The sequence below is a fragment of the Streptomyces sp. NPDC006997 genome (genome assembly GCF_040635175.1).
GTDB lineage: Bacteria > Actinomycetota > Actinomycetes > Streptomycetales > Streptomycetaceae > Streptomyces.
The window spans coordinates 187,201-201,713 of sequence record NZ_JBEYHH010000003.1 but is presented as its reverse complement, the minus strand read 5'-3'; the positions used below and the strand labels follow the sequence as shown (position 1 = coordinate 201,713).

Annotated in this window: 11 protein-coding genes; 2 read left to right on the top strand and 9 right to left on the bottom strand. The window is 73.7% G+C overall.

Annotated elements, in window-relative coordinates; translation table 11 throughout:
* Positions 1-15: 15 nt before the first annotated feature.
* The 7 genes from ABZ659_RS04100 to iolC form a co-directional block, all read right to left on the bottom strand.
* Positions 16-885, bottom strand: coding sequence for an ABC transporter permease (locus ABZ659_RS04100; protein ID WP_360213159.1), 870 nt, complete (start codon positions 883-885; stop codon positions 16-18).
* A complete protein-coding gene (locus ABZ659_RS04095; protein WP_360213157.1) occupies positions 882-3,533 on the bottom strand; it encodes an alpha/beta fold hydrolase in 2,652 nt (883 codons plus the stop codon). The genes ABZ659_RS04100 and ABZ659_RS04095 overlap by 4 nt, the downstream gene beginning before the upstream one ends.
* 128 nt (positions 3,534-3,661) lie before the next feature.
* Positions 3,662-5,173, bottom strand: a complete 1,512-nt coding sequence (gene mmsA, locus ABZ659_RS04090; protein ID WP_360213155.1) for a CoA-acylating methylmalonate-semialdehyde dehydrogenase — start codon at positions 5,171-5,173, stop codon at positions 3,662-3,664.
* A gap of 14 nt (positions 5,174-5,187) precedes the next feature.
* Positions 5,188-7,071 carry a 3D-(3,5/4)-trihydroxycyclohexane-1,2-dione acylhydrolase (decyclizing) gene (gene iolD / locus ABZ659_RS04085; RefSeq protein WP_360213153.1) on the bottom strand — a complete coding sequence of 628 codons (1,884 nt, stop codon included), beginning with the start codon at positions 7,069-7,071 and terminating at the stop codon, positions 5,188-5,190.
* Positions 7,068-7,889 (bottom strand): 5-deoxy-glucuronate isomerase, encoded by an 822-nt coding sequence (iolB, locus tag ABZ659_RS04080; protein WP_360213151.1) that lies wholly within the window; start codon positions 7,887-7,889, stop codon positions 7,068-7,070. The genes iolD and iolB overlap by 4 nt, the downstream gene beginning before the upstream one ends.
* A gap of 7 nt (positions 7,890-7,896) precedes the next feature.
* Positions 7,897-8,787 carry a deoxyribose-phosphate aldolase gene (locus ABZ659_RS04075; RefSeq protein ID WP_360213149.1) on the bottom strand — a complete coding sequence of 297 codons (891 nt, stop codon included), beginning with the start codon at positions 8,785-8,787 and terminating at the stop codon, positions 7,897-7,899.
* Positions 8,784-9,734, bottom strand: coding sequence for a 5-dehydro-2-deoxygluconokinase (gene iolC, locus ABZ659_RS04070; RefSeq protein WP_360213400.1), 951 nt, complete (start codon positions 9,732-9,734; stop codon positions 8,784-8,786). The genes ABZ659_RS04075 and iolC overlap by 4 nt, the downstream gene beginning before the upstream one ends.
* Positions 9,735-10,107: 373 nt before the next feature.
* Between iolC and ABZ659_RS04065 the strand changes: the two genes are divergently transcribed.
* Both ABZ659_RS04065 and ABZ659_RS04060 read left to right on the top strand, forming a co-directional pair.
* Entirely contained in the window at positions 10,108-10,308 is a 201-nt protein-coding gene (locus ABZ659_RS04065; RefSeq protein WP_360213147.1) for a MerR family transcriptional regulator, read from the top strand.
* Between the two features lie 65 nt (positions 10,309-10,373).
* Positions 10,374-11,012 (top strand): GNAT family protein, encoded by a 639-nt coding sequence (locus ABZ659_RS04060; protein WP_360213145.1) that lies wholly within the window; start codon positions 10,374-10,376, stop codon positions 11,010-11,012.
* On the opposite strand, the gene ABZ659_RS04055 is transcribed toward ABZ659_RS04060, so the two are convergent.
* Together ABZ659_RS04055 and ABZ659_RS04050 are read right to left on the bottom strand one after the other, a co-directional pair.
* The gene (locus ABZ659_RS04055; RefSeq protein ID WP_360213143.1) at positions 10,990-12,036 is read right to left on the bottom strand and encodes a zinc-dependent alcohol dehydrogenase family protein; all 1,047 of its coding nucleotides are present in this window, start codon (positions 12,034-12,036) and stop codon (positions 10,990-10,992) included. The genes ABZ659_RS04060 and ABZ659_RS04055 overlap by 23 nt on opposite strands.
* A 101-nt stretch (positions 12,037-12,137) precedes the next feature.
* The gene (locus ABZ659_RS04050; RefSeq protein ID WP_360213141.1) at positions 12,138-14,456 is read right to left on the bottom strand and encodes an MMPL family transporter; all 2,319 of its coding nucleotides are present in this window, start codon (positions 14,454-14,456) and stop codon (positions 12,138-12,140) included.
* Positions 14,457-14,513: the final 57 nt, after the last annotated feature.

Sequence of the window (14,513 nt, the reverse complement as noted above, 5' to 3'; positions counted from 1 at the left end):
TGATCTTCCGGTGACCTAGGAGACCACGTCCTTGCGGGCGAACCCGCGGAAGGCCAGCGCGAACAGCACCAGGGCGTACGTTATCGAGATCGCGGTGCCCTGGATCATGCCGGACCACTCGGGGTTCGGCTGGACGGCGTCCGCCCAGGCGAACTGCCAGTGCGCGGGCAGGAAGTGGCGCCAGTCGCCGAGGGCGGTCACGGCATCGAGGACGTTGCCGACGATGGTCAGGCCGACCGCGCCGCCGACCGCGCCCAGGGGCGCGTCCGTCTTCGTGGACAGCCAGAACGCCAGCCCGGCGGTGACCAGTTGGGAGACGAAGACGAACCCGACGACGACCACCAGCCGTCCGGCCGCCGTGCCCGCGTCGAGCGCGCCCCCGGTGGGGATCTGGAGGGGGCCCCAGCCGTAGGCGGCCGTGCCGACGGCGACCGCCACCACGGGCAGCAGCACCATCGCGGCCAGGCTCAGCCCCAGACCGACGACCAGCTTGGACCACAGCAGCCGGGCCCGCGGCACCGGCGCCGCCAGCAGGTAGCGCAGGGAGGACCAGCTGGCCTCCGAGGCGACCGTGTCCCCGCAGAACAGGGCGACGGGGATGACCAGCAGGAAACCCGCGGAGACGAAGAGGTTGACGGCGGCGAAGTTGGCGCCGGAGGCGGTGGCCGTGTCCATCAGGGTGATGCGGTCACCGCCGCGGTCCGGCTCGCCACCGATGGCGAACGCGGCGACGAGGACGAACGGCAGCACGGCGAGGATCGCGAACATCACCAGGGTGCGGCGGCGCTTGAGCTGGCGGATCAGCTCGACCCGCAGCGGCAGGGTGCGGCCCGCGCGGTAGCCGTCCGCCACGGCCTGGCGCTCGGTGAGCGTGTCGGCGCTCATGCGGAACCTCCGATCAGGGTGAGGAAGGCGTCCTCCAGGCGGCGGTGCGGACCCATCGCGGTGACGGGCACCTCAAGCCGGACCAGTTCGGCGACCAGGCGGGCGGGGCTGCCGTCGGCGGCCAGGCGGATGAGCAGTCCGTCGTCCGCGCGGACCGCCGAGGCGACGCCGGGCAACGCGGCGATCTTCTCCACGACGGGTTCCTCGACGGGCGCGGCGGTGCCGACGAGCAGGGTGTCGCCGGAGCCGATGATCTCCCCGACGGGGCCCGCCTGCACCAGCCTGCCGCGGTCCATGACCACGAGGTGGGTGCAGGACTGCTCCACCTCGGCGAGGAGGTGGCTGGAGACGATGACCGTGCGGCCCGCCGCCGCGTACCGGATCATCACCTCGCGCATCTCCCGGATCTGGGGCGGGTCGAGGCCGTTGGTCGGTTCGTCGAGGATGAGCAGGTCGGGCAGGCCCAGCATGGCCTGGGCGATGGCGAGGCGCTGGCGCATCCCCTGGGAGTAGGTGCGCACCGCGCGGGCGAGGGCGTCACCGAGCCCGGCGATCGCCAGGGCCTCGTCCAGGTGGGCGTCCTCCGGCGGGCGGCCGGTGGCCCGCCAGTACAGCTCCAGGTTCTCCCGGCCGGACAGGTGCGGCAGGAAGCCCGCGCCCTCCACGAAGGCGCCGACACGGGAGAGGACGGGCGCGCCCGGCCGGATGGCGTGGCCGAAGACGCGGACCTCGCCGCCGTCCGGCTGGATCAGGCCCATCAACATGCGGAGGGTGGTCGTCTTGCCCGCGCCGTTGGGGCCGAGGAGGCCGAGGACCTGGCCCTTCTCCACAGTGAAGGAGAGGTCGCGGACCGCGTACCGGTCGGCTGACCTGGCGTACCGCTTGCTCAGGTCGGTGATCTTCAGCGGCACGTCGGCGAGCGCCGGGTCCGGGGCGGGGGTGGTGGTGCGGCGGCGGCCGGTGACCAGCAGGGCCGCGGCGAGGACGGCGGCCAGCGGGGGCAGCCACCACACCCAGGCCGGAAGCGGCGCGGCGGCGGTGGTGACGCCGGGCGCGGTGGGCACCTTGAGGTCGCCCTTCAGGGAGACCTTGTACGTCGCCGAGGCGGCCGGGGAGGCGTAGCCGAGGTCGGTGGAGGCGATGACCAGGCGCAGGCGGTGACCCTTGTCCACCTCGTGGTCGATGGCGGGGAGGGTCAGGGTGACGTCCCTGCCCGCCTTGGCGTCCTCGATCCGCACCGGGGTCACCAGCTGGGAGGGCAGCACCTGCTGGCCGCCGTCCGGGCCGACGTCGTACACCTTGGCGAAGAGCACGGCGTCGGCGCTGGTGGACTCGGTGTGGACGGTCGCCGTCGGGGAGCCGGTGATGCGCAGGTCGCGGTCGAGGGGCGCCGACTCGAACCTGGCGTACTGGCCGGGGAAGTCGAGGGACACGCCGATGCCGAGGGTGGAGAGCTGGGCGAGGCCGCCGGAGCCGCCGAGGCCGGGCAGGGCGGAGACGGCGGGCGGGGCGCCGCCGGGCGGGTTGTCGAAGCTCTGTTCGCGGCCGGTGAGCGGGATGGAGCGCTGTCCGCTGTCCAGGCCGGGGTAGGTGTCGGCGCTGGCGCCCCGGAGGAGTGCCTGGCCGTCGGTGGAGTCGATGCCGCCGGTGCGGGTGACGCGGAAGGCGGGGCCGGTGTCGGCGCCCTCGTCGTCCTTGAGGTAGCGGTCGAACCAGGACGTCACCCGGGCGTGGATCCGGTCGCTCTCGGGGTCGCCGCCGTCATGGCCGCCCGCGATCCAGTCGACGTCGACGGGGGCGCCGTTGGCGCGGATCGCCCTGGCGGCGGCGTCGGCCTGGCCGAGCGGGAAGAGGGAGTCGGACTGGCCCTGCACCAGCAGGGTGGGCACGTCGATGAGGTCGGCGACGGCGGACGGTGAGCGCTCCGCCAGCAGGACGCGCGCCTCGGGATCCGGGGCCCCGGACTCCGCGACCCGTTCGTACATCGCGCACAGCCGGGGCTCGAACCGGTCGCAGCCGCCGCCGGAGTTGACGAAGACGCCCGCCCACAGCTTCTTGAACACGCCGTTCGGGAACAGCGCGTCCGCGAGGTTCCAGTAGGTGATCGCCGGGGCGACGGCGTCCACCCGGTCGTCGTACCCGGCGGCCAGCAGGGCGATCGCGCCGCCGTAGGAGGCGCCCGCGACGCCCACGCGCGGGTCGCCGGGCCTGTCGAGGCGGACCTCGGGCCGCAGGGACAGCCAGTCGATGAGCTGGGAGACGTCGGCGACCTCGCCCTTCGGGTCGTTGAGCCCGATCTTCCCGGTGGAGCGGCCGAAGCCGCGTGCCGACCAGGTCAGCACCGCGTACCCGTCCTCGGCGAGTTCCTCGGCCTGTTCGCGGACGTCGTCCTTGCTGCCGCCGAAGCCGTGGCCCAGCAGCACGGCGGGGCGGCGGCCGGTGTCGGCGGAGGTGAAGTACGAGGTGTCGACCCGCACCCCGTCGCCCACGCTCAGCACCCGGTCGGTGCGGTGCACGGCGGGCGTGTCGTCGGAGGCGACGGCCGTCCACGTACCGGCACCGGCGAGTACGGCCACGGCGGCGACGGCGGCGGCGAGCAGCCGCCGTGGTCCGCGCGGCCCCCGCAGCCCGGGCAGTCGAAGATCCATGCGTCAACGGTACGGGCCGTCACTGACAACCGGGGCAGCCCCCGGGGTGAACCCGGTGACCTCCCACGGGGGTACGGCACCCGGGGCGTGTACCGCGCTCGCGGTACACGCCCGCCGCGGGCACCGGGTCAGTGGTTGCGCGGGAAGCCCAGATCCACGCCCGCCGGGGCGTCGGCCGGGTCGGGCCAGCGGGTGGTGACGACCTTGCCGCGGGTGTAGAAGTGCGTGCCGTCGTTGCCGTAGATGTGGTGGTCGCCGAAGAGGGAGTCCTTCCAGCCGCCGAAGGAGTGGTAGCCGACGGGGACGGGGATGGGCACGTTGACGCCGACCATGCCCGCCTCGATCTCCAGCTGGAAGCGGCGGGCGGCGCCGCCGTCCCGGGTGAAGATCGCGGTGCCGTTGCCGAAGGGGGAGGCGTTGATGAGGGCGACGCCCTCCTCGTAGGTCTCCGCGCGCAGGACGCACAGCACCGGGCCGAAGATCTCGTCCTGGTACGCCCCGGCGGTGGTGGGCACCTTGTCGAGGAGGGAGATGCCGATCCAGTGGCCCTCAGCGCATTCGGGGTGCCCCTCGACCGTGTAGCCGGTGCCGTCCAGGACGACCTCGCAGCCCTCGGCCGCCGCGCCCGCCACGTACGACGCCACCTTGTCGCGGTGGGCGGCGGTGATGAGCGGGCCCATCTCGGAGGCGGGGTCGGTGCCGGGGCCGATCTTGATCTTCTCGGCGCGCTCGCGGATCTTCGCCACCAGCTCGTCGCCGACCGCGCCGACCGCGACCACCGCGGAGATCGCCATGCAGCGCTCGCCCGCGGAGCCGTAGGCGGCGGAGACGGCCGCGTCGGCCGCCGCGTCCAGGTCGGCGTCGGGCAGCACCAGCATGTGGTTCTTGGCGCCGCCGAGGGCCTGGACGCGCTTGCCGTGGGCGGAGGCGGTGGTGTGGATGTAGCGGGCGATCGGGGTGGAGCCGACGAAGGAGACCGCCTTGACGTCGGGGTGCTCCAGGAGCCGGTCGACGGCCACCTTGTCGCCGTGCACGACGTTGAAGACGCCGTCCGGGAGGCCCGCCTGCGCGAGCAGCTCGGCGAGCCGCACGGCCGCCGACGGGTCCTTCTCGCTCGGCTTCAGCACGAACGTGTTGCCGCAGGCGATGGCCAGCGGGAACATCCACATCGGCACCATCGCCGGGAAGTTGAACGGCGTGATGCCCGCGACCACGCCCAGCGGCTGCCGGATCGCGGCCACGTCGACACGGCTGGCGACCTGCGTCGACAGCTCGCCCTTGAGCTGCACGCTGATCCCGCAGGCCAGGTCGACGATCTCCAGGCCGCGCGCCACCTCACCGAGGGCGTCGGAGTGCACCTTGCCGTGCTCGGCGGTGATCAGCTCGGCGATCTCGTCGCGGTGGGCGTCCAGCAGGGCCCGGAACGTGAACAGGATCGAGGTGCGCTGGGCCAGCGAGGACTGGCCCCAGGTGGCGTAGGCCTCCTTGGCGGCGGCGACCGCGGCGTCCACCTCGTCGACGGAGGCGAAGGCGACCTTCGTGGTGACCTGGCCGGTGGCCGGGTCGGTGACCGGGCCGTAGGTGCCCGACGTGCCGTCGACGGACTTGCCGCCGATCCAGTGGTTGACGGTCCTCGTCATGACCGGGTGCTCCTTCACAGATGGCGGCGTCGGGTGGAGACGTGCCGTTCGTACAGCTCGCGTGCCTTGACCGCGGAGGGCCTGGTGGCGGTCTCGGCGACGGGTACATCCCACCAGGCCTGCGCCGGGGGCGCGCCCGACACTGTGTCTGCCGTTTCGGTCTCCACGTAGACACATGTGGGGGTGTCGGCGGCCCGCGCCTCGGCGAGCGCGGCGCGCAGGTCGCGCACGGTACGGGCGCGCAGCACCCGCATCCCGAGGCTGGCGGCGTTCGCGGCGAGGTCGACGGGGAGCGGGGCGCCGGTGTAGCCGCCGCCGTCGGCCGGGAAGCGGTAGGCGGTGCCGAACCGTTCGGCGCCGACCGACTCCGAGAGGCCGCCGATGGAGGCGTAGCCGTGGTTCTGGAGGATCACCACCTTGATCGCGACGCCCTCCTGTACGGCGGTGACGATCTCCGTCGGCATCATCAGGTAGGTCCCGTCGCCGACCAGCGCCCACACGGGCCGGTCGGGCGCGGCGAGCTTCACGCCGAGGGCGGCGGGGATCTCGTAGCCCATGCAGGAGTAGCCGTACTCCAGGTGGTACTGGTCGCGGGACCGGGCGCGCCAGAGTTTGTGCAGGTCACCGGGGAGGGAGCCGGCGGCGTTGACGAGGATGTCCGTCTCGTCGACGAGGGCGTCCAGGGCGCCGAGGACCTGCGGCTGGGTCGGGCGCCGTACGTCGGGTTCGTCGGCCTCGTAGCAGGCGTCGACGCGCTGCTCCCAGCGTTCCTTGTCCTCGGTGTACTCGGCGGCGTAGGCGTCGGGGACGCGGTGGCCGTGCAGGCGGAGCGCGTCGGTGAGTTCGGTGAGGCCGCTGCGGGCGTCCGCGACCAGGGGCAGGCCCGCCATCTTGTGGCCGTCGAAGGGGGCGATGTTGAGGTTGAGGAAGCGCACGCCGGGCGCCGCGAACAGGGTGTTCGAGGCGGTGGTGAAGTCGGTCCAGCGGGTGCCGACGCCGATGACCAGGTCGGCGGTGCGGGCGAGTTCGTCGGCGGTGGCGGTGCCGGTGTGGCCGATGCCGCCGACGTCCTGGGGGTGGTCGTAGCGGAGGGAGCCCTTGCCCGCCTGGGTGGCGGCGACCGGGATGCCGGTGGCCGCGGCGAACTCGGCGAGGGCCTCCTCGGCGCGGCTGTGGTGGACGCCGCCGCCCGCGACGAGGAGGGGGCGGTGGGCGGCGCGGATCGCGGTGACCGCCTCGGCCAGCTCGGTGGGGTCGGCACCCGGACGGCGCACCACCCAGGTACGGTCGGCGAAGAAGTCGTCCGGCCAGTCGTACGCCTCGGCCTGGACGTCCTGCGGGAGGGCGAGGGTGACGGCTCCGGTGTCCACGGGGTCGGTGAGGACGCGCATGGCCTGGAGGACCGCCGGAATCAGGGCCTCCGGCCGGGTGATCCGGTCGAAGTACCTCGACACCGGGCGCAGGCAGTCGTTGACGGACACGTCGCCCGCGTACGGCACCTCCAGCTGCTGGAGCACCGGGTCGGCGGGGCGGGTGGCGAAGACGTCGCCGGGGAGGAGGAGGACGGGGAGGTGGTTGATGGTGGCGAGCGCGGCGCCGGTGACGAGGTTGGTGGCGCCGGGGCCGATGGAGGTGGTCACCGCGTGCGTGGAGAGGCGGTTGGACTGCCGGGCGTAGCCGACGGCCGCGTGCACCATGGCCTGCTCGTTGCGGCCCTGGTGGTACGGCATCGTGTCGCCGTACTCGACGAGCGCCTGGCCGATCCCCGCGACGTTGCCGTGGCCGAAGATGCCCCAGGTCGCGCCGATCAGCCGCTGTCGTACCCCGTCGCGTGCGGTGTACTGGGCGGACAGGAAGCGGACGAGCGCCTGCGCGACGGTGAGCCTGGTCGTCGTCATCGGTACCCCTCTGTGTGGTCCGGGTGGAAGCAGATCCGCCACTCCCTGTTCTTCCCCGGTCCCGCCATGACGTTCAGGTAGTACATGTCGTGGCCGGGCTGGGCGACGGACGGGCCGTGCCAGCCGTCCGGGACGAGGACGGCGTCGCCGGAGCGGACCTCCGCGAGGACGTCCGAGCCGCCCGCGCGGGAGGGGAACACGCGCTGGTACCCGAACCCGTTCGGACCGTCGATCTCGAAGTAGTAGATCTCCTCCAGCTCGGACTCCTCGCCCGGCCGGTCCTCGTCGTGCTTGTGCGGCGGGTACGACGACCAGTTGCCGCCCGGGGTGATCACCTCCACGGCGATGAGCCGGTCGCAGACGAAGGTGTCGGCGGCGGCGAAGTTGCGGACGTGGCGGGTGCACGTGCCGCTGCCGCGCACCTCCACGGGGACCTCCGACGCGGGACCGCGGCGGGCGGGGAGTCGTCGCTCGCACTTCGCTCCTGCCAGGGCGAAGCGGCCTCCCGCGTCGGAGGCGATCTGGACCCGGGCGTCCCGGGGCGCGTACGCGAAGTCGGTGACCGACGCGAACACGTTCTCCCGGCCCAGGAGTTCGAACATCTCACCATGTACGTGTACCGTGCAGCCGCCGTTGAGCGGCAGGACGACCCACTCGCTGTCGCCGGTGGCGAAGGTGTGCGTGCCGCCCGGCGCCAGCTCCAGGACCCGCAGCGCGGCGTACCCCCATCCGGCCCGCTCCGGGTCGATGTCGAGGGCGTACCCCGCGCGGGTGGCGCCGCCCTTCGGGAGGTGCAGCTCCTTCGGCTGGTTGCTCATGCGTCCCTCACAGCAGTCCTACGGCGGTGTCCACGGCGGCGGCCACGTCGCCGTCCGCCGGGTACAGCAGCGACCTGCCCACCACCAGGCCGCGCACGGTCGGCAGCCGGAGCGCGCCGCGCCACTTCTCGTACGCCTCCGCCTGGTCGTCGGGCTTGTCCCCGACGTCGCCGCCGAGCAGGACCGCGGGGAGGGTGGTCGTCTCCATCACCCGGGCCATGTCGTCCGGGTCGTCGGTGACCGGCACCTTCAGCCAGGTGTACGCCGAACTGCCGCCGAGCCCGGAGGCGATGGCGAGGGAACGGGTGACGGCGTCGGCGGACAGGTCGTTGCGCAGCCGCCCGTCCGCGTCCCGGTGGCAGAGGAACGGCTCCACGAACACCGGCAGCCCGCGCGCCGCCATCTCGTCGACCGCGCGGGCGGTGGACTCCAGCGTGGTCAGGGAGCCGGGGTCGCTGTAGTCGATGCGCAGCAGCAGCTTGCCCGCGTCGAAGCCGAGGCGCCGGATGTCCTCGGGCCGGTGGCCGGTGAAGCGGTCGTCGAGTTCGAAGGCGGCGCCCTGGAGTCCGCCGCGGTTCATCGAGCCCATCACCACCTTGTGGTCGAGGGCGCCGAGCAGCAGCAGGTCGTCGAGGATGTCGGCGGTGGCGAGGACGCCGTCCACGCCGGGCCGGGAGAGCGCGAGGCAGAGGCGTTCCAGCAGGTCGGCGCGGTTGGCCATGGCGAACTTGCGGTCGCCGACGCCGAGCGCGCCGCGGGCCGGGTGGTCGGCGGCGACGATCATCAGCCGTCCGCTGTCGCCCAGCAGCGGCCTGCGGGGGCGGCGGGCGGCGGCCTCCGCTATCGCCTCCGGGTGCCGGCTGCGGGTGCGGACCAGGTCCGCGATGTCGACGGTCACCGGACCGCTCCGGCGGCGAGCGCGGCCTCGACCTCGTCGGGGGTGGGCATCGCGGAGGAGCACTCCAGGCGGGAGGCGACGATCGCCCCGGCCGCGTTGGCGTGCCGTATGGTCCGCTCCAGGCCCCAGCCGCTCAGCAGGCCGTGACAGAGGGCGCCGCCGAAGGCGTCCCCGGCGCCGAGTCCGTTGAGGACGGTCACGGGGAGGGGCGGGACCTCGGCGGACTCGCCGTCGGCGCTCACCGCCAGGACGCCCTCGGGTCCCTGTTTGACGACGGCCAGTTCCACCCCGGCGGCCAGCAGGGCGCGGGCGGCGGTGTGCGGGTCGCGGACGCCGGTGGCGATCTCGACCTCGTCGAGGTTGCCGACGGCGACGGTGGTGTGGCGCAGGGCCTCGGCGTAGAAGGGGCGGGCGGTGTCGGGGGCGGTCCAGAACATCGGCCGCCAGTCCAGGTCGAACACCGTCGGGCCCGCCTTGGCCCGGTGGGTGAGCGCGGCGAGGGTGGCGGTGCGGCTGGGCTCCTCGCTCAGACCGGTGCCGGTGACCCAGAAGACGCCCGCCTCCCGGATGGCCGCCAGGTCGAGGTCATGGGCGTCGATCTCCAGGTCCGGGGCCTTCGGCTGGCGGTAGAAGTACAGCGGGAAGTCGTCCGGCGGGAACACCTCGCAGAAGGTGACCGGGGTGGGCAGTCCGGGGACCGGGGTGACCCAGCGGTCGTCGACGTCGAAGCCGCGCAGCGCCTCGTGGAGGTAGGTGCCGAACGGGTCGTCGCCGGTGCGGGTGATCACCGCCGTACGGCGGCCGAGCCGGGCGGCGGCGACCGCGACGTTCGTCGCCGAACCACCGAGGAACTTGCCGAAGGACGTCACCCGCGGGAGCGGGACACCCGTCTGCAACGGGTACAGATCCACTCCGATCCGCCCCATGGTGATCAGCTCGTACGCCATCGAGTCCCCTTCGCGGTGCTCTTCGCGCGCTCCCACTGGTTCTCCACGGTTTCTAGCTCCGCACGGGGAACCCTGTCAATATTTTGTCCGGACATTCTGACGACACGCGTGAGACGGCTGGAACAGCCACTGTCAACGCGCCCCGCCGACGGACCGGCGTACGCCTTTGCGGCACCTTCGTCACAAACACCACCCCCGTGTCACACATGTCGCGTGTACGCGGGTCCCCGGTCACACCCACCGCACAGCCCCTCTCCGCCGTCACTCCCCGTCGTTGACCGGGCACAGGCTTGGTGATCGCCAGCGCTGCGCCCGGCTCCCCCGACGGCCGCCCCCCGGCCGCCGCCGTGGCGCGCGCGGGGAGGTGCAACTCATGACCGACCGAAGGCTCTGGTCCTACAAGGAGATCGCGGCTCACATCCGGGTGCAGCCCGACACGGTGCGCTCCTACCGCAAACACGGTCTGCTGCCCCCACCCGACCATGTGGAGGGCGGCAAGCCCTACTGGTACGCCGACACCGTCCGCTCCTGGGTCGCCGCCCGGCCGGGGAACCGGGGGCGACGACGGGACTGAGCCCCGCCCCCGGCGCCGCGGAAAGCCGATTGCGCCGGTGCCGGTGGGCGGCGGAGGATCCCGGGATGAGCCCCTCCAGCTTCTCCGTGAAACCCGTCCTCACCGGCGAGAAGACCGTGCTGCGGCCCTTCACCGCGGACGACGCCCCGGTGATGTGGGAGATCATCGGCGACCCGGAGGTCGTCCGCTTCACCGGCGCCCCGCCCACCACGCTCACCCCGGAGCGGGTGCGCTCCTGGTACGCCACCCGCGCCGAGCAGCCCGACCGCCTCGACCTGGCGGTGACCGACCGGGCCACCGGCGAACTCGTCGGTGAGGTGGTGCTGTACGAGTACGACCCCGACGCCCGCAGCTGCACGTTCCGCACCCTGCTGGGCCCGCGCGGCCGGGGCCGGGGGCTGGGCACGGAGGCGACCCGGCTGGTCCTCGCCCACGGCTTCGGACGCCTGGGCCTGCACCGCGTCCAGCTGGACGCCTACGCCCACAACCACCGTGCCCTGCGCGTCTACGAGAAGGCCGGGTTCGTGGTCGAGGGGGTGCGGCGGGAGGTGGAGCTGCGGGACGGGGTGTGGGTGGACGAGGTGGTCATGGGGCTGCTGGACCGGGAGTGGGCCGCGCTCCGGGGCGGGAGCGGGGGTGTCAGTCCTGCCAGCGCCGGGCTTCCGGGCGCTGGTGGGGGTGTCACTCCCGCCAGGGCTCTATGACCGTCACCCCGGCGCCGGGTGCCGTGCCCAGCGCGGACAGTGCCTCCGGGGCCGCGTCCAGGCCTATCGCCGAGGTGACCAGCAGGTCGGGGCGGAGGGTCCCGGAGCGGACGAGGTCCAGCAGGGCCGGGTAGGCGTGGGCGGCCATGCCGTGGCTGCCCAGGATCTCCAGCTCCAGGGCGACCGCGCGGGCCATCGGGACGGCGGTGGTGCCGTCGGCCGAGGGCAGCAGGCCGACCTGGACGTGGCGGCCCCGGCGGCGCAGGCCGTTGACGGAGGCCGCGCAGGTGACGGGCGAGCCGAGGGCGTCCAGCGAGAGGTGCGCGCCGCCGCCGGTCAGCTCCCGGACCGCCCGCGCGGTGTCCTCGGTGTGGGAGGCGTCCACGCCGTGCGCCGCGCCGAACTTCCGCGCCAGGTCCAGGGCGCGCGGCGACACGTCGACGGCGATGACGCGGGCGCCCGCCGCCGCGGCGATCATCACCGCCGACAGCCCCACTCCCCCGCAGCCGTGCACCGCGACCCACTCCCCGGCCGCCACCCGGCCCTGCTGGACGACGGCGCGGAAGGCGGTGGCGAACCGGCAGCCCAGGGAGGCCGCCGTGGTGAAGGACATCTCCTCGGGGACGGCGACGAGGTTCACCTCGGCGTGGTGCAGCGCCACGTACTGGGCGAAGGAGCCCCAGTGGGTGAAGCCGGGCTGGGTCTGCCGCTCGCACACCTGCTGTTCGCCCGCCGCGCAGGACGGGCAGGTGCCGCAGGCGCAGACGAACGGCACGGTGACCCGGTCGCCCGGTCGCCAGCCGGTGACCCGGGCACCGACCTCCTCGATGACACCGGCGAGTTCATGGCCGGGGACGTGCGGCAGGGTGACGTCCGGGTCGTGGCCCTGCCAGCCGTGCCAGTCGCTGCGGCACAGGCCGGTGGCCTCGACCCGCACCACGACGCCGTGCCCCACGGGCCGCGGGTCCGCCACCTGACGCACCTCGGCCGGTTCCCCGAACCGCTCGAACACCACAGCCCGCATCCGTCACTCCTCCCTGTCCGTACGTCCCGGGCAGTCCAGGGCGTGTTGCGCGTCCCGCCTGCCGACCGACGCCTGGCCCGCCCCGCGGGCGGACGACGGGACTATCGCAACACGCCCTGGCCGCCCGTCGTCACCTTGCCCCCCTCCCGGTCCGTCTCCCGCTCCGTCTCGCCTTCCGCCTCGCGGCCCTGCTCAGGCGGGGTGCCGCCGGGTGCCGACCCGCCTTCGCTCAGCCCGAACCGGGCGTGCAGGCGGCGCAGGGGCGCCGGGGCCCACCAGGTGGCCCGGCCCGTCAGGCGCATCACCGCCGGGACCAGCAGGCTGCGCACCACCATGGCGTCCATCAGCACCGCCAGCGCGATGCCCAGGCCGAGCATCTTGGTGTTGGTGACCCGCGAGGTGCCGATGGCGACCATCACGACCGCCAGGATGACCGCCGCCGCGGTGATCAGACCGCCGGTGCGCTGGAGCCCGTACCGCACGGCCCGCCGGTGGTCGCCGGTCTGGTCGTACTCCTCCTTGACGCGGGAGAGCAGGAACACGCCGTAGTCCATGGAGAGGCCGAAGGCGACGCAGAACATCAGGACCGGCAGGGTCGTCTCGATGGAGCCGGTGCTGGTGAAGTCGAGCAGGCCGGACAGGTGGCCGTCCTGGAAGACCCAGACCATGGCGCCGAACATGGCGGTCAGGCTGAGGGCGTTGAGCAGCACCGCCTGGAGCGGTATCAGCACGCTGCCGGTGAGCAGGAAGACCAGGATCAGGGTGACGACGGCGATGAACAGCGCCGCCCAGGGCAGTTGCTCCCCTATCGCGTCCTTGGTGTCGACGAGGACGGCGGCGGTGCCGGTGACGGCGGTGTCGAAGGGCGCGTCGACGGCGCGGATGTCGCCCACCAGGCGCTGGGCGGGTTCGTCGACGGCCTCGCCCTCCGGCTGCACCGTGAAGTACGCGGCGTCGCCCTGGACCAGCGGGCCGTCCACCCGCAGCACCTCCGGCAGCGCGGCGACGCGCTCCCTGTAGTCGGCGTACTCGGCCTCGGTGGCGCGACCCTCGGCGAGGATCTCCAGCCCGCCGCCGGGGCTGCCGGGGAAGCCGTCGCGGATGTCCTGCTGGACGACGTGCGACTCGGCGTTCGAGGGGAGCTGGCGGTCGTCGGCGGTGCCGAACTTCACGCCGAGGAACGGCAGTCCGAGCAGGACCAGGACGGCGGTGGTGCCCAGGGCGAAGAAGGGCGCCCTGCGCATCACCAGGCCCGCCATCCGGCCCCAGCCCCGGCCCTCCTCGGCGCCCGGGGTCCGCTCGCCACCGCCGCCGCGCCGGAAGAGTCGGCGCAGGTCGAGGGAGTTCACCCGGTGGCCGAGGAGCAGCAGGGCGGCCGGGAGCAGGATCAGCGCCGCCGCCGCGGCGAGCAGGACGACGGCGATACCGGCGTAGGCGAAGGACCGCAGGAAGTACTGCGGGAAGAGCAGCATCGCCGCCAGGGAGACCGCGACCGTCAGGGCGGAGAAGAGGACCGTGCGGCCCGCCGTGCGCAGGGTGGTGGCGACGGAACTCAGCGGGTCGGCACCGGCGGCCAGTTCCTCGCGGAAGCGGCGGACGATGAACAGGGCGTAGTCGATGGCGAGGCCCAGGCCCAGGGCGGTGGTGAGGTTCAGCGCGAAGACCGACACGTCGGTGAACTCGGTGAGGCCGCGCAGGACGGCGTTGGTGCCCAGGATCGCCACGATGCCGATGCCGAGCGGCAGCAGGGCCGCGATGGCGCTGCCGAAGACCATCACCAGCAGCACCAGCGTCACCGGCAGGGCGATCATCTCGGCCCGCACCAGGTCGTCCTGGATGGTGGTCTGCATCTCGTGGCGCACGGCGACGATGCCGCCGATCCGCACCTCCAGCGGGCCCTGGCTGCCGCGGAAGTGGGGCGCGATGCGGTCCAGGGTCTCGCCCGCGGTGGTCTCGTCGCCGGTGACGCGGGCGGCGATCAGCGCCTGGCGGCCGTCCTCCGCGCGCAGGGCTGGTGAGCGGGAGTCCCAGTAGGAGCCGACGCCGGTGACGCCCTCCTCGGCGGCCAGCCGCTCGGCGAGTTCCCCGGCCTGCGCGGCGACCGCCGGGTCGTCGACCGAGGCGCGGCCCGCGTCGACGAGGAGCAGCAGGTTGGGCTGGGAGGCGGGGAACTCGCGCTCCAGGGCCTCCGTGGCGTACGTGGACTCGGCCCCCGGGTCCTCCCAGCCGCCGCTGGAGAGCCGGTCGGCGACGCCGCCGCCCGCCAGCACGGCGAGCAGGGTCACCACGAGGGCCGCGAGGAGTGACAGCCGTGGGCGGGCGGTCACGAAACGGGTCCAGCCGCGGACCGCGGGCCGGTCGGCGCGGGGCTCGTCGCCCCGGGGCCGACCGCCCGGGCGCGGGTTTTTGACTTCGGTCATCCTGCGGTGTCCCCTTCACCGTGGCCCAGCCGCCCGGCGTACGAGCAGGCAGCATGG